General features: G+C 60.2%; 21 protein-coding genes. 10 read left to right on the top strand and 11 right to left on the bottom strand.

The genetic code is table 11. The features are described 5' to 3' along the window. Window positions 1–190: 190 nt before the first annotated feature. The 3 genes from QOM10_RS00365 to QOM10_RS00355 form a co-directional block, all read right to left on the bottom strand. The gene (locus tag QOM10_RS00365; RefSeq protein WP_316917385.1) at window positions 191–961 is read right to left on the bottom strand and encodes a MetQ/NlpA family ABC transporter substrate-binding protein; all 771 of its coding nucleotides are present in this window, start codon (window positions 959–961) and stop codon (window positions 191–193) included. 76 nt (window positions 962–1,037) lie between these two features. Continuing rightward, on the bottom strand, window positions 1,038–1,712 hold the full coding sequence (locus tag QOM10_RS00360; protein ID WP_127925316.1) for a methionine ABC transporter permease: 675 nt from the start codon (window positions 1,710–1,712) through the stop codon (window positions 1,038–1,040). After that, window positions 1,712–2,719: a methionine ABC transporter ATP-binding protein gene (locus QOM10_RS00355; protein WP_127925315.1), complete on the bottom strand. Its 1,008-nt coding sequence runs from the start codon at window positions 2,717–2,719 to the stop codon at window positions 1,712–1,714. Before QOM10_RS00355 ends, QOM10_RS00360 begins: the two co-directional genes overlap by 1 nt. Before the next feature lie 260 nt (window positions 2,720–2,979). Here QOM10_RS00355 and katE point away from each other — a divergent pair, with 260 nt between their 5' ends. After that, entirely contained in the window at window positions 2,980–5,121 is a 2,142-nt protein-coding gene (gene katE, locus QOM10_RS00350; protein WP_316918408.1) for a catalase HPII, read from the top strand. A 122-nt stretch (window positions 5,122–5,243) separates the two neighbouring features. Here katE and QOM10_RS00345 read toward each other — a convergent pair whose 3' ends face one another. From QOM10_RS00345 to QOM10_RS00330, 4 genes are read right to left on the bottom strand one after another with little or no spacing between them, the layout of a single operon-like run. Then, on the bottom strand, window positions 5,244–5,957 hold the full coding sequence (locus QOM10_RS00345) for a PA5502 family lipoprotein (RefSeq protein ID WP_127925314.1): 714 nt from the start codon (window positions 5,955–5,957) through the stop codon (window positions 5,244–5,246). A 37-nt stretch (window positions 5,958–5,994) separates the two neighbouring features. Further along, window positions 5,995–6,783, bottom strand: a complete 789-nt coding sequence (gene znuB, locus QOM10_RS00340; RefSeq protein ID WP_007911758.1) for a zinc ABC transporter permease subunit ZnuB — start codon at window positions 6,781–6,783, stop codon at window positions 5,995–5,997. Further along, window positions 6,776–7,561 (bottom strand): zinc ABC transporter ATP-binding protein ZnuC, encoded by a 786-nt coding sequence (gene znuC / locus QOM10_RS00335; protein ID WP_007911759.1) that lies wholly within the window; start codon window positions 7,559–7,561, stop codon window positions 6,776–6,778. Before znuC ends, znuB begins: the two co-directional genes overlap by 8 nt. Further along, the gene (locus QOM10_RS00330) at window positions 7,561–8,043 is read right to left on the bottom strand and encodes a Fur family transcriptional regulator (protein ID WP_007911760.1); all 483 of its coding nucleotides are present in this window, start codon (window positions 8,041–8,043) and stop codon (window positions 7,561–7,563) included. Before QOM10_RS00330 ends, znuC begins: the two co-directional genes overlap by 1 nt. Before the next feature lie 66 nt (window positions 8,044–8,109). Here QOM10_RS00330 and QOM10_RS00325 point away from each other — a divergent pair, with 66 nt between their 5' ends. Further along, on the top strand, window positions 8,110–9,030 hold the full coding sequence (locus QOM10_RS00325; RefSeq protein ID WP_127925312.1) for a zinc ABC transporter substrate-binding protein: 921 nt from the start codon (window positions 8,110–8,112) through the stop codon (window positions 9,028–9,030). A gap of 91 nt (window positions 9,031–9,121) precedes the next feature. Here QOM10_RS00325 and QOM10_RS00320 read toward each other — a convergent pair whose 3' ends face one another. Both QOM10_RS00320 and QOM10_RS00315 read right to left on the bottom strand, forming a co-directional pair. Further along, window positions 9,122–10,075 carry a homoserine kinase gene (locus QOM10_RS00320; protein WP_316917384.1) on the bottom strand — a complete coding sequence of 318 codons (954 nt, stop codon included), beginning with the start codon at window positions 10,073–10,075 and terminating at the stop codon, window positions 9,122–9,124. A 54-nt stretch (window positions 10,076–10,129) separates the two neighbouring features. Then, window positions 10,130–10,420 carry a DUF2782 domain-containing protein gene (locus QOM10_RS00315; RefSeq protein ID WP_064389732.1) on the bottom strand — a complete coding sequence of 97 codons (291 nt, stop codon included), beginning with the start codon at window positions 10,418–10,420 and terminating at the stop codon, window positions 10,130–10,132. A gap of 74 nt (window positions 10,421–10,494) precedes the next feature. On the opposite strand from QOM10_RS00315, the gene polA reads away from it, so the two are divergent. Further along, window positions 10,495–13,299 (top strand): DNA polymerase I, encoded by a 2,805-nt coding sequence (gene polA / locus QOM10_RS00310; RefSeq protein ID WP_160037660.1) that lies wholly within the window; start codon window positions 10,495–10,497, stop codon window positions 13,297–13,299. Between the two features lie 410 nt (window positions 13,300–13,709). On the opposite strand, the gene yihA is transcribed toward polA, so the two are convergent. Further along, complete coding sequence (gene yihA, locus QOM10_RS00305) at window positions 13,710–14,351, bottom strand: ribosome biogenesis GTP-binding protein YihA/YsxC (protein ID WP_007911767.1); 642 nt, start codon at window positions 14,349–14,351, stop codon at window positions 13,710–13,712. A gap of 191 nt (window positions 14,352–14,542) precedes the next feature. Here yihA and QOM10_RS00300 point away from each other — a divergent pair, with 191 nt between their 5' ends. The 7 genes from QOM10_RS00300 (at window position 14,543) to QOM10_RS00270 (ending at window position 21,868) form a co-directional block, all read left to right on the top strand. Continuing rightward, on the top strand, window positions 14,543–14,848 hold the full coding sequence (locus tag QOM10_RS00300; RefSeq protein WP_045123119.1) for a c-type cytochrome: 306 nt from the start codon (window positions 14,543–14,545) through the stop codon (window positions 14,846–14,848). A gap of 30 nt (window positions 14,849–14,878) precedes the next feature. Then, entirely contained in the window at window positions 14,879–15,490 is a 612-nt protein-coding gene (locus QOM10_RS00295) for a c-type cytochrome (protein WP_016986443.1), read from the top strand. Window positions 15,491–15,690: 200 nt separating this feature from the next. Then, window positions 15,691–16,332 (top strand): thiol:disulfide interchange protein DsbA/DsbL, encoded by a 642-nt coding sequence (locus tag QOM10_RS00290; protein WP_122604722.1) that lies wholly within the window; start codon window positions 15,691–15,693, stop codon window positions 16,330–16,332. Window positions 16,333–16,346: 14 nt separating this feature from the next. After that, on the top strand, window positions 16,347–17,225 hold the full coding sequence (locus tag QOM10_RS00285; RefSeq protein ID WP_007911779.1) for an endonuclease/exonuclease/phosphatase family protein: 879 nt from the start codon (window positions 16,347–16,349) through the stop codon (window positions 17,223–17,225). Beyond that, entirely contained in the window at window positions 17,222–19,294 is a 2,073-nt protein-coding gene (locus QOM10_RS00280) for a diguanylate cyclase (RefSeq protein ID WP_316917382.1), read from the top strand. The genes QOM10_RS00285 and QOM10_RS00280 overlap by 4 nt, the downstream gene beginning before the upstream one ends. 101 nt (window positions 19,295–19,395) lie before the next feature. Beyond that, window positions 19,396–20,178 carry an N-acetylmuramoyl-L-alanine amidase gene (locus QOM10_RS00275; RefSeq protein ID WP_127925307.1) on the top strand — a complete coding sequence of 261 codons (783 nt, stop codon included), beginning with the start codon at window positions 19,396–19,398 and terminating at the stop codon, window positions 20,176–20,178. Window positions 20,179–20,254: 76 nt separating this feature from the next. After that, a complete protein-coding gene (locus QOM10_RS00270; protein WP_174245092.1) occupies window positions 20,255–21,868 on the top strand; it encodes an EAL domain-containing protein in 1,614 nt (537 codons plus the stop codon). Here the strand turns inward: QOM10_RS00270 and QOM10_RS00265 are convergent. Next, entirely contained in the window at window positions 21,865–23,655 is a 1,791-nt protein-coding gene (locus QOM10_RS00265) for an ATP-binding protein (protein WP_316917381.1), read from the bottom strand. The genes QOM10_RS00270 and QOM10_RS00265 overlap by 4 nt on opposite strands. Window positions 23,656–23,658: the final 3 nt, after the last annotated feature.

The raw sequence follows: 23,658 nt of genomic DNA, 5'->3' as shown, positions 1-23,658 counted from the left end.
GAACGTCCTGCATTGAATCCATAATCGCCAAGACCTTTCAGGTCGATGCATGACGCCAGACACCTCGGTCGGCCCCCTCTCCCTCTGGGAGAGGGCTGGGGTGAGGGGCTTCACAGCAGGTCCAAAGCCAAACACCAGACACAAAAAAGGGGACGCACATGGCGTCCCCTTTTCGTTGCAGCAATCTAAATCAGAACGCCGGCAATACCGCGCCTTTGTACTTCTCGGTGATGAATTGCTTCACTTCCGGGCTGTGCAGCGCAGCAGCGAGTTTCTTTATCGCGTCGCTGTCCTTGTTGTCCGCGCGGGACACGAGGATGTTCACGTACGGCGAATCATTGCCTTCAATCACCAGCGCATCCTTGGACGGATCGAGCTTGGCTTCCAGCGCGTAGTTGGTGTTGATCAGCGCCAGATCGACCTGGGTCAGCACGCGCGGGATGGTCGCGGCTTCCAGTTCGCGGATTTTCAGGTCTTTCGGGTTCTGCGCGATGTCTTTGACGGTCGACAGGATGTTGGTCGGATCCTTCAGCGTGATCACGCCAGCCTTGGCCAGCAGCAACAGCGCACGGCCACCGTTGGTAGCGTCGTTCGGGATCACCACGTTGGCGCCGCTTGGCAGATCCTTCAGATCCTTGAGCTTGCTCGAGTAGGCGCCCAGCGGCTCCAGGTGCACACCGGTCACGGCAACCAGACTGGTGCCCTTGGCCTTGTTGAACTCATCGAGGTACGGCTGGTGCTGGAAGAAGTTGGCGTCCAGACGCTTTTCCGCGACCTGTACGTTCGGCTGAATGTAGTCGGTAAAGACCTTGACCTTCAGCTCCACGCCTTCCTTGGCCAGGGCCGGCTTCACGAACTCGAGGATTTCCGCGTGCGGCACCGGGGTGGCGGCAACGGTCAGGGTTTCGGCGTGGGCCGAGAATGCTGCAACGGCAGCAAAAGCAGCGATCAGTTTTTTCATTCAGCTAACTCCTTATGAGGCGCCCGTCTGGCGCCTGCCAGCGAATGGCCGGCTCATCTGTTCAATACAAAACTGCTTATTTGCGCGAGAAATGCACGACCAGTCGATCACCGACCATCTGCAGCACTTGCACCAGAATCAGCAGCAACACCACGGTGACGATCATCACGTCTGTCTGGAAACGCTGGTAACCGAAACGGATCGCCAGGTCACCCAGTCCACCGGCGCCGACCACACCGGCCATCGCCGTGTAGGACACCAGTGTAATCGCCGTCACCGTAATCGCCGCGAAGATGCCCGGACGGGCTTCCGGCAGCAAGGCATTCATGATGATCTGCCGCGTGGTCGCGCCCATCGACTGGGTCGCTTCGATGATGCCGCGATCGACTTCACGCAGGGCGGTTTCCACCAGACGCGCGAAGAACGGTGTGGCACCGACGACCAACGGCGGGATCGCACCGGCCACGCCCAGCGAGGTGCCAGTGATCAGTACGGTGAACGGGATCATCACGATCAACAGAATAATGAACGGCAACGAACGCAGGATGTTCACCGCCAGCGACAGGACCGCGTACAGACCACGGTTTTCCAGCAACTGACGCGGGCTGCAGAGGAACAGCAACACGCCCAGCGGCAGGCCGAGCAACACGGTGAACAGCAGCGAACCGCCAAGCATCAGCATGGTGTCGCCGGTGGCCAGCCAGATTTCGTACCAATCGATGTTGGTGAAGAAACTGATCAGGTCTTCCATTAGCGCAATACCTCCATGTGAACGTCAGCGGCGGTGAAGCGGGCGAAGGCCGCTTCCATGTCGCCACCGGTGACGGCGAGGGTCAATTGCCCGTACGGAATGTCTTTGATGCGGTCGATACGACCGGCGAGGATGCTGTAGTCGACGCCGGTTTCCCGGGCGACGGTACCGAGCAACGGCGCGTAGGTCGCTTCGCCCTGGAAGGTCAGACGCACGATGCGCCCCGGCACGTGCGCGAAGTCATCACGCTGCTCGCTTTCGTCGATCTGCTCGCTTTCCTGGACGAAACGCTTGGTGGTCGGGTGCTGCGGATGCAGGAACACATCGGCCACCGAACCTTGCTCGACGATTACGCCGGCATCCATCACCGCCACTTGATCGCAGACGCGACGGATGACATCCATCTCGTGGGTGATCAGGACGATGGTCAGTTTCAGCTCGCGGTTGATCTCGGCCAGCAGTTGCAGGACCGACGCGGTGGTCTGCGGGTCGAGGGCACTGGTGGCCTCGTCGCACAGCAGAATCTTCGGCTTGGTCGCCAGGGCGCGGGCGATGCCGACGCGCTGCTTCTGGCCGCCGGACAATTGCGCCGGGTACTTCTTGGCGTGGTCGGACAGACCGACCCGCGCCAGCAACTCGGCGACACGCTTGTCGATCTCGCTGCCCGACAGTTCGCCGGCCAGGGTCAGCGGCAACGCAACGTTGTCGGCCACGGTCTTGGAGGCGAGCAGGTTGAAGTGCTGGAAGATCATCCCGACTTGCTGACGGAAACGGCGCAGGCCGTTGGCGTCCAGCGCGGTGACTTCTTCGCCGTCGACGATGATCTTGCCGCCGCTGGAGTTCTCCAGGCGATTGATCAGCCGCAGCAGGGTACTTTTGCCCGCGCCGGAATGGCCAATGAGGCCGAACACCTGCCCGTTCTCGATGGCGAGACTGGTCGGGTGCAGCGCGGGAATGTCCTTACCGGCGACGCGGTAAGTCTTATGGACGTTTTGAAACTCGATCACGTAGCGAACCTTGTGGGGCGCGTTAGAAAAGGATCAGCGGTTAGCCGGGCGCGCATTTTAGCCTGTCCGTATAGAGGTTCTTAGCATTTATTTCGCAATTAACCTTCGATTTGGCAATAACAAGATCAAAGGTCATAAAAAAGGAACGCCCCCAACGCCTCATCAGTCACTAAGTAAGCGACTTGAAAACCCTGGGTGCCGTGCCCGGGAACCACTCAAGAGTCCCCGGCCAGCATCGGGGTCAACCGAGGAGTTTACGACTGATGAGCAAGAAGCCTACGACCGATAAAAGCCAGATGGCCGGAACCGATACCCCGGATCGCGCCAACACCAACGCCAAACTCGACAGCCTGGAAAAGTTTCGCTCCGACGCCACCGGCCAGGCCCTGCGCACCAACCAGGGCGTGAAGATCGCCGACAACCAAAACACGCTCAAGGCCGGCCCGCGCGGGCCGTCGTTGCTTGAAGACTTCATCATGCGGGAAAAGATCACGCATTTTGACCATGAGCGCATTCCGGAACGCATCGTCCACGCACGCGGCACCGGCGCGCATGGTTTCTTTCAGACCTACGAGAACCATTCGACGCTGACCAAGGCCGGTTTCCTACAGGATCCGGGGAAAAAGACCCCGGTATTCGTGCGCTTTTCCACGGTGCAGGGCCCGCGTGGTTCCGGCGATACCGTGCGTGACGTGCGCGGTTTCGCGGTGAAGTTCTTTACCGATGAAGGCAACTTTGACCTGGTCGGCAACAACATGCCGGTGTTTTTCATTCAGGACGCGATCAAGTTTCCCGACTTCGTCCACGCGGTGAAGCCCGAGCCGCACAATGAAATCCCCACCGGTGGCTCAGCCCACGATACCTTCTGGGATTTCGTCTCGCTGGTGCCGGAATCGGCGCACATGGTCATCTGGGCGATGTCTGACCGGGCGATTCCGAAAAGCCTGCGCAGCATGCAGGGCTTCGGTGTGCACACCTTCCGGCTGATCAACGCCGAAGGCAAATCGCGCTTCGTCAAATTCCACTGGCGCCCTACCGCCGGCACGTGCTCGCTGGTCTGGGACGAGGCGCAGAAGCTCGCCGGTAAAGACACCGACTACCACCGTCGCGACCTCTGGGAAGCGATCGAAATGGGCGATTACCCGGAATGGGAACTCGGCGTGCAGATCATCGAGGAGGAAAACGAGCACGACTTCGATTTCGACATCCTCGACCCGACCAAGCTGATCCCCGAAGAGATCGTGCCGATCACGCCGCTGGGCAAGATGACGCTGAACCGCAACCCGGACAACTTCTTCGCCGAGACCGAGCAAGTCGCGTTCTGCCCTGGCCACATCGTGCCGGGCATCGACTTCTCCAATGACCCGCTGCTGCAGGGCCGACTGTTTTCCTACACCGATACGCAAATCAGCCGACTCGGTGGGCCGAACTTTCATGAGCTGCCAATCAACCGCCCGGTGGCGCCGTTCCACAACGGCCAGCGCGATGCGCAGCACCGCACGGTGATCGACAAGGGCCGCGCGTCTTACGAGCCGAACTCGATTGATGGCGGCTGGCCGAAAGAAACGCCGCCGGCCGCGCAGGACGGTGGTTTCGAAAGTTATCCAGAGCGCATCGATGCCAACAAGATCCGCCAGCGCAGCGAGTCGTTCAGCGATCACTTCTCCCAGGCGACGCTATTCTTCAACAGCATGAGCGATCACGAGAAGGAGCACATCATTGCCGCTTACAGCTTCGAGCTGGGCAAGGTTGAGCGCGAGTTCATCCGTGCGCGGGAAGTGAACGAGATTCTGGCCAACATCGATCTGCAACTGGCCAAGCGTGTGGCGGCTAATCTGGGTCTGCCAGCGCCGAGCAAAGGTACGGTGGATGTGCGCAAGGTGTCGTTTGATCACTCGCCGTCATTGAGTCAGGCCAATTTGCTGCCAGAAAACATCAAAACCCGAAAAGTGGCGATTCTTGCTGCCAACGGCGTCGATGGTGCGGCGATAGATGCAATGAAGAAGGCATTGGCCGCTGAGGGTGCGCATGCCAAGTTGCTCGGACCAACTTCAGCGCCGGTGAAGACCACTGACGGCAAAATGTTGCCAGTGGATGCTTCGATGGAAGGCATGCCATCAGTAATCTTCGATGCGGTGTTTGTGCCGGGTGGCGCGGCGTCGGTGAAGGCGCTGAGCGGCGACGGCGTGGCGTTGCATTACCTGCTGGAGGCGTACAAGCACTTGAAGGCGATTGCGTTGCACGGCGATGCCAAGCAATTGCAGGATCTGCTGAAACTGGAAGCGGATGCCGGGTTGTTACAAGGCAAGGATGTTGGCGCGCTGACGAAGCCATTCTTTGCTGCGATCGGACAGCATCGGGTTTGGGATCGCGAGCCTAAGGCGAAGGCCATTCCAGCTTAAAATCTTCGTTGGCTGAAAGGACGCTTTCGCGAGCAGGCTCGCTCCCACAAGGGTTCTCCTATAAACACGAATTTTGTGTTCACTGGAGATCCCTGTGGGAGCGAGCCTGCTCGCGAAGCTTTTTAGGGTTTGCGCGGGCTCAGAACCATCTGCGCAGGCACGGTGCGCACGGTCTGCTTCACAATCTTCAGATCAAAATCCGGATTCAATTTCTTGACCCGCTTGGTCAGCAACGTCGCCAACCAAGGATAGTCATTGGTGCGTGGTGCCTGAATGGTCACCCCACACTCGTAATTCACCACATCAGCGGCGATCGCATCCAGTTGCCGGCGAAGTTTGCGGCTATCGGTGATATTCAGCGCCACCGTGGTGCTCTCGGCGGTCGGATCGATCACCTTGGCTTTCGGCTTGGCTTCGGCTGCCAACAGTGCCGCTTCAGCTTTTTCCAGCTCAGCCTTGCGCGCTTCGGTGATGGCGCCATTCACGCCACCGGTCAGCGCCGGCGCTTTCGGCATCAACGCGCGAGCACGGCTCAGCGCTGTGGCGGCGGCATTCACATCGCCCTTCTGCAGCACGATCTGGCTGCGACGCAGATACGCCTCGGCCAATTGCCGCTGGTATTGCTCAAGGGATTGATCGTTGGGGGTGTCTTTCTGCAAAGCCGCCAATTGGTCTTCGGCAGTGGCCAGTTCGCTGCTGGCCAGGCTTTGCTCCAGCTGTGCGATGGCCGTAGCCCGCGCATCGGGGACTTCGGCCACCGGCGGCGTGCTTTGGCAGGCGCCCAGTAGCACTGAAAATGCGACAAGGAGCAGATAACGGGAGGCGAACGGCTTCATTCCTGCGACTCTCTATTTGCGCAAAAAGCGGCCAAGTCTACACCCCACGACGGGGCAGAACAAAACTCAACAGAAACAGTGCGGCCGCCGTCACAACGATTGACGGCCCCGCCGGGGTGTCCTTGAACCACGACAGCGCCAGCCCGCCACACACGGCGAGCATGCCCAGCAGGCTCGCGCCCAGGGCCATCTGCTCCGGCGAGCGGGCGTGACGCTGTGCCGCAGCCGCCGGGATGATCAACAGCGAGGTAATCAGCAACACACCGACGATTTTCATCGCCACCGCGATGACTACCGCAATCAACAACATCAGCGCCATGCGCAGACCTGCGACCGGCAGGCCTTCGACCTTGGCCAGCTCTTCGTGCACGGTAATCGCCAGCAATGGCCGCCAAAGCGTCACCAGCAACACCAGCACCGCCGCGCTGCCGCCGAGGATCCACGCCAGATCGGTCGGGCTGATCGCCAGCAGGTCGCCGAACAGATAGGCCATCAGGTCGATCCGCACTTCATGCATGAAGCTTAGTACCACCAGGCCGAGAGAGAGCGTGCTCGGTGCGAGAATTCCCAACAGCGTGTCAGACGCCAGCGGTTGGCGCTGTTGCAAGGTCACCAAAAGCACCGCCAGCAGCAAGCAGCCTACGGTGACTGCAACGGTCGGGCTGACATCCAGCAAAAAGCCCAGCGCCACGCCGAGCAATGCGGCGTGGGACAAGGTATCGCCGAAATAGGCCATGCGCCGCCAGACCACGAACGAACCCAACGGACCTGCAACGATCGCCAACGCCAGACCTGCAAGCAGGGCATACAACAGAAAATCAGCCATGCTTGCAGTTGTCTCCGTGAACGTGAGGTTGGCCAATAACCGGCCCTTTGACCACCGAACCGTGCAGGTCGTGAGCGTGGTCGTGATGGTGGTGATAGACCGCCAGGCTCTGCGCGTTCTTGCCGAACAGCTCGACAAACGCCGGATCGCCGCTGACCTGCTCGGGATGCCCGGAGCAGCAGACGTGACGGTTGAGGCAGACCACTTGGTCGGTGGTGCTCATCACCAGATGCAAATCGTGGGACACCATCAACACGCCGCAGCCGTGGCGGTCGCGCAGACGAGTGATCAGGCTGTACAGCTCGGCCTGCCCGGCGACGTCGACGCCTTGCACCGGCTCGTCGAGCACCAGCAATTCCGGTTCGCGCAGCAGTGCCCGCGCCAGCAGCACACGCTGCATTTCACCGCCGGAAACGCTTTGCACAGGGCTGTCGATGACGTGTTCAGCGCCGACCTCTTTCAGCGCGGCCAGCGCACGCGGACGATCAACGCCCGGCACCAGCCGCAGAAAACGCAGCACCGACAGCGGAAGAGTCGGATCGACGTGGAGTTTTTGCGGCATGTAACCGACGCGCAGTTTCGGTTTGCGCCAGACGCTGCCGCTGTCCGGTTTCAACAGGCCCAGCACGGCGCGCACCAGCGTGGTCTTGCCGGCGCCATTGGGGCCGATCAGGGTGACGATCTGCCCCGGTTCGACGCTCAGCTCGATATTGTCCAGCACAGCCTGCCCGGCAAATGTGACGGCGACCTGCTCCAGACGGATCAGCGCGTTGCTCATCAAGCCCCCTGGCAACCGGAGCACAGGCCGACGACTTCGACGGTCTGCGCTTCGACGATGAAACCGACGTCTTTGGCGCTGTTGATGATCGCGTCGCTGATCACTTTTTGCTCAAGCTCGATGGCAGCGTGGCAATCGCGGCAGATCAGGAACTGGCCCTGATGCGCGTGCTCCGGATGGACGCAGCCGACGAAGGCGTTCAGCGAAGAGATGCGGTGCACCAGGCCGTTTTCCAAAAGGAAATCCAGCGCGCGGTACACGGTTGGCGGCGCGGCGCGGCGGCCGTCCTGCTCGCTGAGTACAGCGAGAATGTCGTAGGCGCCCAGCGGCTTGTGACTCTGCCACACCAGTTCCAGCACCCGGCGGCGCAACGCGGTCAGGCGCAAGCCTTTCTGGGCGCACAAGGTATCGGCCTCGGACAAAGCGCTGTGCACGCAATGAGAGTGGTCGTGGGGACGGCTGGCAATCGGTGTAATAGGCATGGGCGGCGACGAGTTTTGATAGAGACGTTATTATGTTACCCGTTCTCGCCTCCTTGAGTGGTCATCGTGTCCCGACTTTTTTCTGTTTTTGTGGCTTTTGTCGCCAGTTTTCTGCTGATCGGTTCGGCTCAGGCCGAGGTCAAAGTCCTCACCAGCATCAAACCGTTGCAGCTGATTGCAGCGGCGGTGCAGGACGGCGTGGCGATTCCCGAAGTGCTGCTGCCGCCGGGTGCCTCGCCGCACAATTACGCGTTGCGGCCATCCGACGTACGGAAGGTGCAGTCGGTCGATCTGCTGTACTGGATCGGCCCGGACATGGAAGGCTTTCTGCCACGCGTGCTGAATGGTCGGACGCTGCCGAGCGTCGCGGTGCAGGATTTGCCGGGGATGAAATTGCGGCGTTTTGCTGAGGACAGCCATTCCCACGCCGAAGACGCCGACGAGCATGATCACGATCATCGTCCGGGCACGCTGGATGCGCATTTGTGGCTATCGCCGGTGAATGCGCGGGTGATTGCCGACAAGATGGCCGCTGACTTGAGCACCGCAGATCCGGCTAATGCCGAGCGCTATCAGAAGAACGCCAAGGCGTTTGACGAACGTCTGGACGCACTGGATCAGCGTTTGAAGAAGCGTCTGGCCAGTGTTGAAGGCAAGCCCTACTTCGTCTTCCACGAAGCGTTTGATTACTTTGAAGAGGCTTATGGCCTGAAGCATGCCGGTGTGTTCAGCGTGGCCGCCGAAGTGCAGCCCGGTGCGCAGCATGTTGCGGCGATGCGCAAGCGATTGCAGGAAGTGGGCAAGACGTGTGTGTTCAGTGAGCCGCCATTGCGTCCGCGTCTGGCCGAGACTTTGGTGGCCGGTCTGCCGGTGAAGCTGGCAGAACTGGATGCGTTGGGCGGGTACACCCCGGCGACGGCTCAGGGCTATGAGCAGGTATTGGAGAAGCTGGGTAACGATTTGGCCGGGTGCCTGGAATCTCTGTAACCCCCGGCATCGGTGTTGCCCCCATTCGCGAGCAGGCTCGCTCCCACAGGATCACCGAAATCCTGTGGGAGCGAGCCTGCTCGCGAAGCTTTTAAAGGGCGAAAGACAACGGTGTACTGACCTGCTGCCGCTGCGCCAAGCGCTGCTCAAACTCCCGCGGATCGTGAATCAACACGTCCTGCCCGGCGAACTGCTCCGCCGCGATCAACCGCGACAGCCAGAATCGCACACAGGCCACACGCAGCATGGTCGGCCACAACTCAGCTTCCGCCGCCGTAAACGGGCGCAGCGCCGCATAAGCGCCAAGGAATGCGCGAGCACGCGGGCCATCAATCAAACCGTCCTCGTCCGAACACCAGTCATTCAAGGCAATCGCCACGTCATAGAGCATCGGCCCCGAGCAGGCGTTGTAGAAGTCGATCAGCCCGGTCAGGTGCGTGCCTTCAAACATCGCGTTATCGCGAAACAGGTCGGCGTGGATGTTCGCCCGGGGCAGCGCGAGGATCTTCTCTTTGCGCTCGGTGATTTCATCCAGCGCCTTTTGCAGCAGCGCACGCGGCTCATCGCTCAGGTGCGAAAGAAACTCCGTGCCCTCTTCCAGCATCCAGTCCAGGCCGCGATCGGTCTTGCGCTTGATCATGCGCTCGCCCTGGGTCGCCAGGTGCAGATGCGCCTGCAACTCGCCGACCTGCGCGCAATGCTGGGCATTGGCAACTTTGATGTGCTTGCCAGAGAGGCGCGGTTGCAGCAGTGCCGGTTTGCCCTTCAGCTCACGCAGCGCCACACCGTCAGTGGTGCGCAGTGCATACGGCACCGGCAAGTCGGCTTCGTGGAGCACATCGAGCAGGTCGATGAAGAACGGCATCTCCTGCACCGGGCCACGCTCGACCAGGGTCAGAACGAACTCGCCCTGCTCCAGGCTGATAAAGAAGTTGGTGTTTTCGCTGCCGGCGGCGATCCCCTGGAAATCAAGCAGACGGCCAAGCCCGTAAGGGGCGAGAAAGGTTTCCAGCTCGGGCCGAGCCAGGGGAGTGAACACAGACATGTTTTAACTGCCAGTACGGGCGCCGCCAATGGCGGCGCCGGGTGAATTAAAAATCTACTTCCATTCGAAAATCTTCCACGACGGAATCAGCATATCCGGCTGATCCGAGCGGATGAAGTTTGCATCCGTCCCGTCTGCACGCACCAGAAAGTAGGGTGGCGCGCCCTTCGGCGTGACTTTGATCGCGTACAGGAACCCGTTTTGACGGTACTCCTGAATCGTCTTGTCGCCTTCCGTGCGAATGGTGACTTCAGGATCTCCCGACGGCGCATCATCCGCCGCCATCGCGGCCAACGGTGAGGCAGCAATCAGACCGACCAGCAGCAAGCGATTTAACGTACGCATGATAACCTTGTCCCTTTGTCGTCAACGGTCCCGCTATTCTAGCGCCGGACCCGCCGAAAAGGTTGATCCTGCTCATGAGCCAAGCCCCCCTCGTCCTGGTGGACGGTTCGTCTTACCTGTACCGCGCCTTTCACGCACTGCCACCACTGACCACCTCCAAAGGCCTGCCGACCGGTGCGGTCAAGGGCGTGCTGAACATGCTCAAGAGTCTGCGCAAGCAGTACCCGGACAGCCCGTTCGCCGTGGTGTTCGACGCCAAGGGCGGGACATTTCGCGATGAAATGTACGCCGAATACAAAGCCAACCGCCCAAGCATGCCCGACGACATGCGCGTGCAGATCGAGCCGCTGCACCAGAGCGTGATCGCTCTTGGTTTCCCGCTGCTGTGCGTGGAAGGCGTCGAGGCCGACGACGTGATCGGCACCCTCGCCCGCAGCAGCGCCGCGGCGGATCGCCCGGTGGTGATCTCCACCGGCGACAAGGACATGGCGCAACTGGTCGATGGCCACATTACCTTGGTCAACACTATGTCCGGTAGTTCGATGGACGTGGAAGGCGTGAAGGAGAAATTCGGCGTCGCACCGGAGCAGATCATCGATTATCTGGCGCTGATGGGCGATTCGTCCGACAACATTCCCGGCGTTCCGGGCATCGGCCCGAAGACTGCGTCCGGCCTGTTGGTCGGCGTCAATGGCGGCCTTACCGAGCTGTACGCGAATCTCGACATCGTCCCGACCCTGCCGATTCGCGGCGCGAAAACCCTGCCGGCCAAGCTCGAAGAGCACAAGGAGATGGCGTTCCTCTCCTATCAACTGGCGACCATCAAGGTCGATGTGCCGCTGGACGTTGAACTCGACGACCTGCAAATGGGCGCAGAAGACCCGGCCAAGCTCTACGAGCTGTACTCGCTGCTGGAATTCAAAAGCTGGATCAATGATCTGGATCGCGACGCCAAACGTCTGGAACTGAGCGCAGCCAGCGAGCCTGCGCCGGCCGGTGACCTGTTCAGCGCGCCAGCAGAGGAAGCGCCCGCCGCGCCTGCTGAAGCCGCGTACGAAACCATCCTCGATCAGGCGCGTTTCGACGTCTGGCTGGAAAAACTCAACAACGCCAAACTGTTCGCCTTCGACACCGAAACCACCGGCATCGACGCGCAGCAGGCGCAACTGGTCGGCCTGTCGTTCGCCGTGCAGGCCAACGAAGCCGCGTATATCCCGCTGACCCACTCCTACATCGGCGTGCCGGAACAGCTGGATCGCGACACCGTGCTGCGCGCACTCAAGCCGATTCTGGAAGACCCGAGCAAGCTCAAGGTCGGCCAGCACGCCAAGTTCGACATGAACATCCTGGCCAACTGCGCCATCGGTGGCGATCAGAGCCAAGGCATCAACGTACGTGGTGTCGCCTTCGACACGATGCTTGAGTCCTACGTGCTCAACTCCACCGCCACCCGCCATGACATGGACAGCCTCGCGCAGAAGTATCTGGATCACACCACCGTGAGCTTCCAGGACATCGCCGGCAAAGGCGCCAAGCAACTGACCTTCGACCAGATCGCGCTGGAACAGGCCGGGCCGTATGCCGCTGAAGACGCTGACATCACCCTGCGTCTGCACCAGACTTTGTTCGAAAAACTCAGCGCCATCCCGAGCCTGGCCAGCGTGCTGACCGACATCGAGATTCCGCTGGTGCCGGTTCTCGCGCGCATCGAACGCCAGGGCGCGTTCGTTGACGCTGAACTGCTGGGCATCCAGAGCATTGAGCTGGGCAACAAAATGGTTGCGCTGGAGCGCGAAGCGTTCGAAATCGCCGGGGAAGAATTCAACCTTGGCTCGCCGAAGCAATTGGGCGTGATTCTCTACGAGAAACTCGGTCTGCCGGTGCTGAAGAAAACCGCCAAGGGCCAGCCGTCCACTGCTGAAGAAGTGTTGGCGAAACTCGCCGAAGACGATCACCGTTTGCCGAAGGTGCTGATGGAGCACCGTTCGATGAGCAAGCTGAAAAGCACCTACACCGATCGCTTGCCGGAGCAGATCAATCCGCGCACCGGGCGTATCCACACCTCGTATCATCAGGCTGTGGCGTCGACCGGGCGTTTGTCCTCCAGCGATCCGAACCTGCAGAACATTCCGGTGCGCACGGCTGAAGGTCGACGCATTCGTCAGGCGTTCGTCGCGCCGAAAGGCTACAAACTGCTGGCGGCGGACTATTCGCAGATCGAGCTGCGAATCATGGCGCATCTGTCCAAGGACGAAGGCCTGATGAACGCCTTCCGCAACAATCTCGACGTGCACACCGCGACTGCTGCCGAAGTGTTCAAGGTCGAGCTCAACGAAGTGACTTCCGACCAGCGCCGTGGCGCCAAGGCGATCAACTTTGGCCTGATCTACGGCATGGGTGCGCAGAAGCTCGGCAAGGACATTGGCGTCGACACCAAGACCGCCAAGGCTTACATCGACACCTACTTCGCCCGTTATCCAGGCGTTCGCGAATACATGGATCGCACCCGCGCGCAGGCAGCGGATCAAGGTTATGTCGAGACCTTCTTCGGTCGCCGTCTGTACTTGCCGGAGATCAACTCGAACAAGCCGCAGGAACGCGCCGCCGCCGAGCGCACGGCGATCAACGCGCCGATGCAGGGCACGGCGGCCGACATCATCAAGAAAGCCATGGTGGCGGTGGATAACTGGCTGGCGACGTCCGGGCTGGACGCCAAAGTCATCCTGCAGGTACACGATGAACTGGTGCTGGAAGTTCGTGAGGATCTGGTGGAACAGATCAGTACCGAGATTCGAGTACACATGAGCGAAGCGGCGAAGCTGGATGTGCCGCTGCTGGTCGAAGTGGGTGTGGGCAACAATTGGGATGAGGCTCATTGAGCCATTTGAAGACGATTTTGCCGCGACATGACGTCGCGGCAGCCGCGGAAAATCTGCTTATTTCGAAAGGCGCTTGAGATTATTCCAAAGCTTTTTGAAAAAAATCTGAACTAATCTGGAAGGACACCACTCAGAGATACTGAATGGCTGGTGAAGCCCTTCGATGCTCCTATGTTGTGTTAAGTGTTGGCAGATATCTGAACCCCGCCCTAGCGGTTCGGAACTTAAACCCCGGAATTTCTCCCTCCCCAATGAAATCCGGGGCTTTTTTTGCCCGAAAATTGGCTGTGGCACGCTCAGACTGCGTTGAAAGCACAGCTAAAAATGCTCATTTAGGTACCCTAAACTCCGCTTTTTAGCTGTGCTTTCGCCTTGCCTGAGCGCACCACAGCAAATTTTCTAATCCCTGTTTACTCGGCCGCCTCGGCGCCTTTATCTGCGAGTTCCATCCAGCCGGCCAGTACAGTGTAGGCCTCTTCCAGGCCCATGCGTTTTGGCGCGGAGAACAGCTGGATGGTGACGAGGTCGCCCCAGCCCTTGCGAATTTCCGACTGCACTTTGAGCAGGGTGTTCTTGGCGGCGCCGTAGGTGAGCTTGTCGGCCTTGGTCAGCAGGATATGCATCGGCATGCCAGCGGCAACGGCCCAGTCGAGCATCAGCAGGTCGAAGTCGGTCATTGGATGACGGATGTCCATCATCAGAATCAAACCCTTCAAACTCTCGCGGCCACCGAGGTACGCCTCAAGGTGACGCTGCCAGTGCATCTTCAGCGGGATCGGTACTTTTGCGTAACCGTAGCCCGGCAGGTCGACCAGACGGCGATCTTCGTCTAGCTTGAAGAAGTTCAACAGCTGTGTGCGACCCGGGGTTTTCGAGGTACGCGCCAGGCTGGCGTGAGTCAGGGTGTTCAGTGCGCTGGATTTGCCGGCGTTGGAACGACCGGCGAACGCCACTTCGAAGCCTTCGTCGTCAGGGCATTGATCGACTTTGGCGGCACTGAGCATGAACGTGGACTGTTGGCACAGGCCGAGGATGGGATTCTTGAGTTGCATGGGATTTCCGATGTGGGCGGCGCCGGGATTGGGCGCGGAACGCGGTGTCGCTTCCGTTTCAGTGACGCCAGTATATAATGCCGCAGATTTTGTGTGTGCTTTGTCCCAGCGTAGGATGAAGTTCACGAGAGCGACAGACCTTGATTGCGCATTAGAACGCAGAACGCTCTCAACCCTGAAAAGGTCGTTTTATGACGAAATGGCTGCTGGCTGCCGGAGTCTTGATGCCGCTTTACAGCGCACAGGCTACACAGGATCCGGAAGCTGTGTACAACCGTGTTTGTGGTGCCTGTCATTCCGGCCAACTACCCATGGCGCCCGAAAGAGGCGATCAGGAAGCTTGGACGCCGAGGTTGGCGAAAGGTATGGGGACGCTGGTGCAACACGTGACCCAGGGTTTCAAGGCGATGCCGCCGCGTGGTTTGTGCATGGACTGCAGTGCCGAGGATTACCAAGCCATCATCCTGTGGATGAGCGCGAGTAAGCCCGGTCCATAACTTAACCCTTAGCCGTAGTTGGATTAGCTGATGAACAAATTGATCGTGAGTCTGCTGTTGACCGTGGGAATCTCAGGCTTCGCCCATGCTGCCGGTGATGCCGCAGCAGGCCAGGCAAAAGCCGCCGTATGTGGAGCCTGCCATGGCCCGGACGGGAACAGCATGGCGCCAAACTTTCCGAAACTGGCCGGTCAAGGTGAACGCTACCTGACCAAGCAACTGCACGACATCAAGTCGGGCAAGCGCACCGTTCTGGAAATGACTGGCTTGCTGACTAACCTGAGCGATCAGGACCTGGCCGACATCGCCGCCTACTTCGCCAGCCAGAAAGGCAGCGTCGGCGCCGCCGATCCGAAGATCGTCGCTCGCGGTGAAGCGCTGTTCCGTGGCGGCAACCTGGCCAAGGGCCTGCCCGCCTGCACCGGTTGCCACTCGCCGAACGGCGCCGGCAACGCAGCTGCCGGCTTCCCGCACCTGGGTGGCCAACACGCTCAATACATCGCCAAGCAGCTGACTGATTTCCGCAAGGAAGAAGGCGGCCGCAACAACGACGGTGACACCATGACCATGCAAACCATCGCCAAACGCCTGAGCGACGAAGATATCGCTGCGGTCTCCAGCTACATTCAAGGTCTGCACTAAGGCCTACGGATCGAGCGCTGCAGGCGATGGACATCTCCTGCAACGTTAACGCTCGATTAATCCGTCGCAGCAAGTATAAAAAGGGTGGCTTTGGCCGCCCTTTTTTGTGGCCGCTGCCGTTACACTACAGAACTCATGCCCGCCAGGATCTGTCTGAAAACAGGTCGCGCGAGGCGACCCAAATTGTCCAGGAGTAAAGCATGCGTAATCTGATCATCAGCGCCGCTCTCGTCGCTGCCAGCCTGTTCGGCGTGACCGCTCAAGCCGCCGAAGCCCCAGCCGCCCCTTACGTGGAACTGGCCAACCCGGTACCGGTTGCAGAGCCTGGCAAGATCGAAGTGGTCGAGCTGTTCTGGTACGGCTGCCCGCACTGCTACGCCTTTGAACCGGTGATCAACCCGTGGGTTGAAAAACTGCCATCCGACGTCAACTTCGTGCGTATTCCGGCGATGTTCGGCGGCCCATGGGACGCTCACGGCCAGATGTTCCTGACCCTCGAAGCCATGGGTGTCGAGCACAAGGTTCACGCGGCGGTTTTCGAAGCAATCCAGAAACAACACAAAAAGCTGACCGACAAGAACGACATGGCTGACTTCCTCGCCACCCAGGGCGTGGACAAGGACAAGTTCCTCGCCACCTTCGACTCTTTCGCCATCAAAGGTCAGATCGTAAAAGCTCGCGAACTGGCCAAGAAGTATGAGATCACTGGCGTACCCACCATGATCGTCAACGGCAAGTACCGTTTCGACATCGGCTCTGCCGGCGGCGCCGAGCAAGCGTTGAAACTGGCTGACCAACTGGTCGCCAAAGAGCGAGCGGCAACCAAGGCTGCAGCCAACTAAGCGCGGCTACCGCCATGCGCCGCTGGAAGTCTGAACGCATCGTTGGCCTGCATGATCCGCAGGTCAACGAGCATCACCTGGAGTCCACGGGCCTGCCCGCAGACCAGCGTCTGCGCTTGCTCAGTTTCAATATCCAGGTCGGCATCAGCACCGAGCGCTATCGGCATTACCTGACCCGCAGCTGGCAGCACCTGCTGCCGCACAACGGCCGCTCAGGCAATCTGCAAAAGATCGGTGACTTGCTGGGCGACTTCGATCTGGTCGCCCTGCAGGAAGCCGATGGCGGCAGCCTGCGTTCGGGCTACGTCAATCAGGTGGAACATCTGGCGCAGCTCGGCGCCTTTCCCTACTGGTATCAACAACTCAATCGCAACCTCGGCCGACTCGCTCAGCACAGCAATGGCGTGCTCAGTCGCCTGAAACCGTCGGCGATCGAAGATCACCCGCTGCCCGGGCCGAAAGGTCGCGGGGCGATTCTGCTGCGTTTCGGCGAAGGCCCGGAAGCGCTGGTGGTGGTAATGATGCACCTGGCCCTTGGCGCGCGAACCCGCAGCCTGCAACTGGCCTATATTCGTGAGCTGATCGGTGGCTATAAACACCAAGTGTTGATGGGTGACATGAACACCCATGCCAGCGATCTGCTACAACATTCACCGTTACGCGATCTCGGCCTGCTGGCCCCGCAGGTGGAAGCGACATTCCCCAGCTGGCGCCCTCAGCGTTGCCTTGATCATATTTTGCTCAGCCCGACCCTGACCCTGGAAAAGGTCGAAGTGCTGGCACAACCTATTTCCGATCACCTGCCGGTCGCGGTAGAGATTCGTCTGCCGGGTTCGCTCACGGCCGATGCATTGCCCGCGTTGAGTCCTGCCCCTCGCGGAACCCCTGAATGAGCGACGACGCCCAGCGCTGGAAAGAGAAGTACCTCAAAAGCATCGAACAACAGGACAAACTTGAACGCCGCTGGGCCGCCAGGCTCGATTTGCTGCGCCGCGGCCTGGTGCGCAGCACGCTGGCGGCCGAAGGCACCGATAAAGTCGTTGATCAGTGCATGAAAGAGATGCGCGACGTGGTGCGCACCGATGACATGGACGCCGGCCTCGCCGCCCTCCTGCCGCGCCTGGAAAAAGCCGTGCTCGATTCCGAGCAGCGCCGCGAAACCCGCATCGATCAGGTCAGTACCGCGCTGACGTCGCTGGTCACCCAGTTGCAGGCTTTGCCGCTGCCGCGTGAGGTCGCCCAGCCGCTGAAGAAATTCGCCAAACAACTGGATGGCCGCGTCGGTTCGGCGCGGGAAATGCCATTGCTGTTAAGTGAGCTCAGTGGTTTGCAGGGCAAAGCGTTAAGTCAGTTGGACACCCCGGCAGAGCCGGGTCGCCCGGGATTGTTGCAGCGTCTGTTCGGTAGTCGTGACAGCGAAGAAGCGCCAGCGACAGAATCACCCGCGCCGCTGCAAGCCACGCCGCCGCAACCGCCTGCCCCACCGGCGCCCGAACCAGAAGCCGCACAGCCCGCCCCTGTCGCCGTGATCGAAGCCATGACGGCAGCGCCTGCCATCGAAGCTGTGGTGTCCGTCGAAACAACGACGCCAGCCGCCCAGGCTCATTTGGAACCGGAACCGGCAGAGGTGGTTAACTTTGTACCACCCACGGTCGTCAGCAAAGTCAGTAGCCCTGCGGTCGAACCGCAGGCTGAGCACATCGAGCCCGAGCCTGTTTTCGCCGCAGCTCCAGCTCAGACGCCCATCGCGCCCGCCGCCATCAATCCTGATGAGCTGATCCACCCCGGCGACCCGGCACCGCTGATCCTCGACAGCCTGCCGCTGCCCGAACCGATTGCCCAGGCGCTGGCAGCCATCGACCCGGAACAGCCCGAGCACGACATCCTGTTCGCCTTGCCGGATACCCCGGAGCCGTCTTACAGCTCCGTGGCCAAACACATCGAAGACACCCTGATCGGCCTCCTCGACGACCTGACCCTGCCGGAGCGCCACCGTCCGCAAGCCGAAGCCATGCGTGAAAGACTGAAACATGGCTTGAACTGGTACGAACTGATCCCGATCCTCGACGATCTGGCGACGTTGATGCTGGCGATCACCGACAGCGGCCAGCACGAATTCGAAGCCTACCTGCAACAGCTCAACGAGCGCCTCGAAGCGTTCCAGAGCAATCTGCAAGCCGCCAGCGAAGGGCATGCCGACAATAGCTCGGCGGCGCGGGCAATGGACACGCAGATCCGCGAGCAAGTCGACGGTTTGCAGACCAGCGTGCAGGAAGCGGCGGATCTGGAAGACCTCAAGCATGTGCTGGAGAACCATCTCGAGGGCCTGCTAGGCACCATGGACCAGCACCAGAAGCAGCGCGACGCTCGCGAACAGGAAGTCGCAACGCGGCTGAAAAGCCTGTCCGAGCGCGTGGCGCATATGGAGCAGGAAGCCCAGGGTTTCCGCGAACATCTTGAAGTACAAAGACAGAAAGCCCTGATCGATCCGCTCACCGGCCTGCCCAATCGCGCTGCGTGGAGCGAACGCCTCGAACATGAAATCAAGCAGTGGCAGCAGCACGGCAACACCCTGAGCCTGGCGATGCTCGATCTGGATCACTTCAAACGCATCAATGACAACTACGGCCATCTGGCCGGCGACAAGGTGCTGAAAATCATTGCCACCGTGCTGCGCAAACGCCTGCGCGGCTCCGACTTCATTGCGCGTTTTGGTGGTGAGGAATTCGTACTGCTGCTACCGGCCACTCCGCCTGCAATCGGTGCGAAATTGCTGGAAACGTTGCGAGCGGCAATCGAAGCCTGCCCGTTTCACTTCAAGGGTGAGCGAGTGACGATCACCATCTCCATGGGACTGGCAACATTCCGCGCTGGAGAACACAGCGATCTGGTGCTGAAAAGAGCCGATCAGGCGCTTTACCGCGCTAAAAATGCAGGACGCAACCGGGTCGAGCTGGGCTGAGCAAATTGTTCCATTTTGTTTAAATCCGCCCGCTGACCGTCGAGACGCAAGGCAGTACGTTACACTGTTGCATTACTGTCTTGCGTGTACTGCCTTCTGCCATGAAATTCTTTACCCTCCTCGCTTCGCTGCTCGTTCTGGCCGGTTGTGCCAGCGGCCCGCGCTACAACACCAGCCATCCTTCGGCCAATTACGACAGCCGCATTCAGTTTGTGGTCGTGCATTACACGTCGGCCTCGCTGGAGCGCTCGCTGCAATTGCTGACCCACGGCGAAGTCAGCAGCCATTACCTGATCGGCGACGACAAGAGCGGCACTGTCTACAAGCTGATGGATGAAAACCAGCGCGCCTGGCACGCCGGCGAAAGCCAATGGCAGGGCCGCACCTGGCTCAACTCCAGTTCGATCGGCATCGAAATCGTCAACCCCGGCTTCAAGGACACGCCGACCGGACGCCTGTGGTATCCGTACAGCGAGGCGCAGATTCAATCATTGATCGTCCTGCTCAAGGACATCAGCAAGCGCAACGGCATCAGCCCGCGACACATCATTGGCCATAGCGACATCGCGCCGCTGCGCAAGCTTGATCCAGGACCGTTGTTCCCGTGGAAACGCCTCGCCGCCGAGGGTTTGGGCCTGTGGCCAAATGAACAAGCCGTGGCGCGCCAGCAAGCGCTGTTCAACAGCAGCGAACTGCCGAGCATCAGCTGGTTCCAGGCACAACTGGCGCACTTGGGTTATGACACGCCGCAAACCGGCGAACTGGACGTTGCGACGCGCCACGTCCTCGCAGCCTTCCAGATGCACTTCCGGCCTTCGCGCTTCGACGGCACGCCGGATGCGCAAACGGCAGCGCTGCTGCTGGTCCTCAATCAGACAAAATAATGACGCCCGCCCGACGGTCAGGGCGAAATCGCAATCAGCAGCTATAACTCATTGGTAATTCTTCGGATATTCCATGATGGTTGCTACCCGAGAGACGCTGCGTAGCTGGTTTTATCGCCCGTGGTTTTTGGCGATGATCGCGGCTGTCCTCAGTGCCTGCCTGCTGATCGCAGGTGGAATGTTCGTGGCAATGCGTCAGGTCGAGCAAAGCGAAAGTCAGGAAATGAACGCGCAAGGCGAACGTTTCCTCGCCCGCCTCGAACAATTGTTCGGCCAGTTACGCGAAAGTCTCGACGATCTCGAAGCCCAGCCGCTGCGCAGTTGTGACGATGAAATGATCGCCACCTTGCAGCAAGTCACCTTCAACTATCGCTTCGTCTACGAAGCGGCTTACATGGACGCCTCGCGGATCTGCTCCAACCGCCCGCGTCAGGAAGGCCTGTCGGTTGTCCGCGCGCCGGACATCAAAGGCCCGACTTACAGCTATTGGCTGAACACCACCACTGAACCGGATGAAAACCGCGCAGCCCTGATGCTGGGTCGCGGCAACTTCCGCGTGGCCACCTCGCGCGGGCACCTGACCGACATGGTCGATCTGTCTCCCGGCAGCAGCCTGTTGGTGGTACTCGATCACGGCACCCGGGCCATCCCGGTGCTCGGCATGGCGCAAGCCTGGCCGCCCACGGAACACTGGCCACCGAAAAGCCGCGATGCCTTGCAAGTCACGCAAACCCGGCTGATCTACCGCATGCCCACCAACAACCCGGAATATCAGCTGGTGCTGATCACACCCAGGACCGGAATACATATTCCCGCTATCTGGTGGTGGATGATCCCGGCGTGTGTGCTGCTCGGCGCATTTCTGGGGTTTTTCGTTTTCCTGCTGGTGCGCCAGCGCCAGTCGCTGGACGCGGAACTGCACGGCGCGATTCGTCGAGGCGAGTTGCAGGTGCTCTATCAGCCGATCTTCGATCTCGACAGTCGCAATTGCGTCGGCGCCGAAGCATTGCTGCGCTGGCGCCGCCCGGATGGCACGCTGACCAGCCCCGATCTGTTTATCCCCATGGCGGAAAATACCGGGCAGATCCGCCAGATGACAGACTTTGTCCTCCAGCGTTTGCTGGAGCAACTGGGTCCGGTGCTGCGGGCCAATCCGCAACTGTATATCTCGGTCAACCTCGCCGCCTGCGACGTGATGGTGCCGCGCATCGGCCAGGTCATGGCGCGACTGCTTACACTGCACCGGGTGGCCGCACGGCAGATTGCCTTCGAAGTCACCGAGCGTGGCTTGATTGATGTGGTAGTGGCGCGGGAAAACCTGCAAGCGCTGCGCGATGTTGGCCATCAAGTGTTGATCGACGATTTTGGCACCGGCTATTGCAGCCTCGCCTACCTGCAAACCCTGCCGGTCGACTGCCTGAAAATCGACAAAGCCTTTATCGACGCCCTCGGCCATGACGCGGCGAGCAGCGGCGTCGCCCCGCACATCATTCACATGGCCCAGGCTCTGGATCTGAAGGTGATTGCCGAAGGCATCGAACTGGAATCACAGGCCGAATTGCTCAGCAGCGAAGGCGTCAAGTTCGGCCAGGGCTGGTTGTTCGCCCATGCCCTGAGCGCAGTGCAGTTCATTGAGCTGATTACGCGCGGGCGACGCCTTGCCGGGCGCCGTATGGATGATGAAGCCTAGACGGCGAGCGCCATATAGAACTGCGTGCCCTGCCCCGGCCTCGAATAGACGCCCATCCGCCCGCCATGCAGCTGGACGATTTCCTTGCACAGCGCCAGACCCAGTCCGGCGCCGCCCTTCTTGCGCCCGACCTGCACGAACGGCTCGAAGATCCGCCCCTGCTGGCCGTAAGCAATACCTTCGCCATTGTCTTCAACACTGATGATCACCCGCTCACCATGTCGACGCGCCTGCAAGCGGATCTGACCGTCACGGGCGGTATGGCGCAGGGCGTTGTCGATGAGGTTGTCGAGTACGCGATCGAGCTGCGCCTGATCGGCCTGCAAACGTGGCAGCGGCGCCTGTACTTCGACATTCAGGGCGATGCCCTTGGCCGCCGCCGAATCGGCAAAACGCAATTGCGCCTGCTCCAGCAAATCTTCGATGGAGCACGGCGCCAGCGTGAGTTTCTGCAGACCGTTCTGATAACGCGAAAAGTTAAGCAAGTCGTTGATCAACTGCATCAGACGCTGCATTTCCTCGTTCACCGTGTCGAGCAGATCTGCCTCGCGGGATTCCGCTGGAAACTTCGCCCGCTCACGGAACAAACCGAACGCCATGTGCATACCGGTGACCGGCGTGCGCAGCTCATGGGAGGCGCGCAAGACGAATTCACTGCGCACCCGCTCAAAGGCGCGCTGCTCGGTGACATCGTGCAAGACCATCACAGCGCCGAGGATATGACCTTGCGTGTGGCTGACGGGCGTCAGGCTGTAGGTCAACAACCGTGATTCGCCATCGACCTCGATGCTCAAATCTTCCGGCGCCCGCTCCAGAGTGCCGCCGCGCAAGACCAGTTGCAGTTGCGCATCCAGCTCGGGCCGCCCAAGCGCCGTACCCAGTCCCTGGCCGAGACGATCATCATCCCAACCCAACTGCCGCTGGGCGACGGGATTGAGGTGCTCCAGATTCCCCTGACGGTCGATCATCAGCAAGCCATCATCGATGCTGTCGAGCACCGCCTGCAAGCGTTGCTGGCCAGCGAGCAATTCATCGACGTTGGTCGCCTGATGCTCACGCAGCGCTTCGGCCATCAGGCCGAAGCGTTTGGTCAGCAGATTCATCTCCATCGCCGAGGAAATCGGCAGGGTTACTTCAAAATTGCCTTGGCCGATATTGTCCGCCGCTTTCGCCAGCGCCTCGATCGGCGCGCCGAAACGCCTGGCAATGCCGTGGGCCGTAATGAAACCGATGATCAGCACCGCCAATCCGACAAATCCCAGCAGACCCGCAATCAGCAAGGCACGGTCACGCGCCTCACGCTGTACCGCGTTGATATTGTCCAGTGCATGCTTGTGTTCGGTGATCAGTCCGTTGCGCAACGTGTTGAAGCGCTCCCGGAATTCGGCGCTGCTGCTCATCGAGCTGGCCGGGTCTCGGGACAAATCGAAAGCTTCCAGGAAGCTCAGATAATCCGCTTTTGCCCGACTGAAGCCGTATAACCGGCCATCGCCCTTTTGCTCTTGGGCGATGCCCTGGTCCAGCAACTCGAAGTAATGCTGCTTCGACGCTTCGAACGCCACGGGATCAGGCTTTTCCGCGAGCATGATGATCAGTTGATCACCCAGCGTCTGCCGCAACTTGAGCCCCAGATCCAGAGTGACGAAGTTGCTGCGCACCAAGGCCTCTTGAGTACCGGCCATCTGCATCACGCTGACCAGCCCGAGCAGCAGCCCGAGCAAGGCCACAGTGATCAGCGCGGAAATGCTCAGGAACAAGCGTGTCCGCAACTTCATCGCCAGTTTCATCGT

The organism is Pseudomonas sp. P108, assembly GCF_032613195.1.
Lineage (GTDB): Bacteria > Pseudomonadota > Gammaproteobacteria > Pseudomonadales > Pseudomonadaceae > Aquipseudomonas.
The sequence above is the reverse complement of the archived record's forward strand: the minus strand, read 5'-3'. Positions and strand labels throughout refer to the sequence as shown.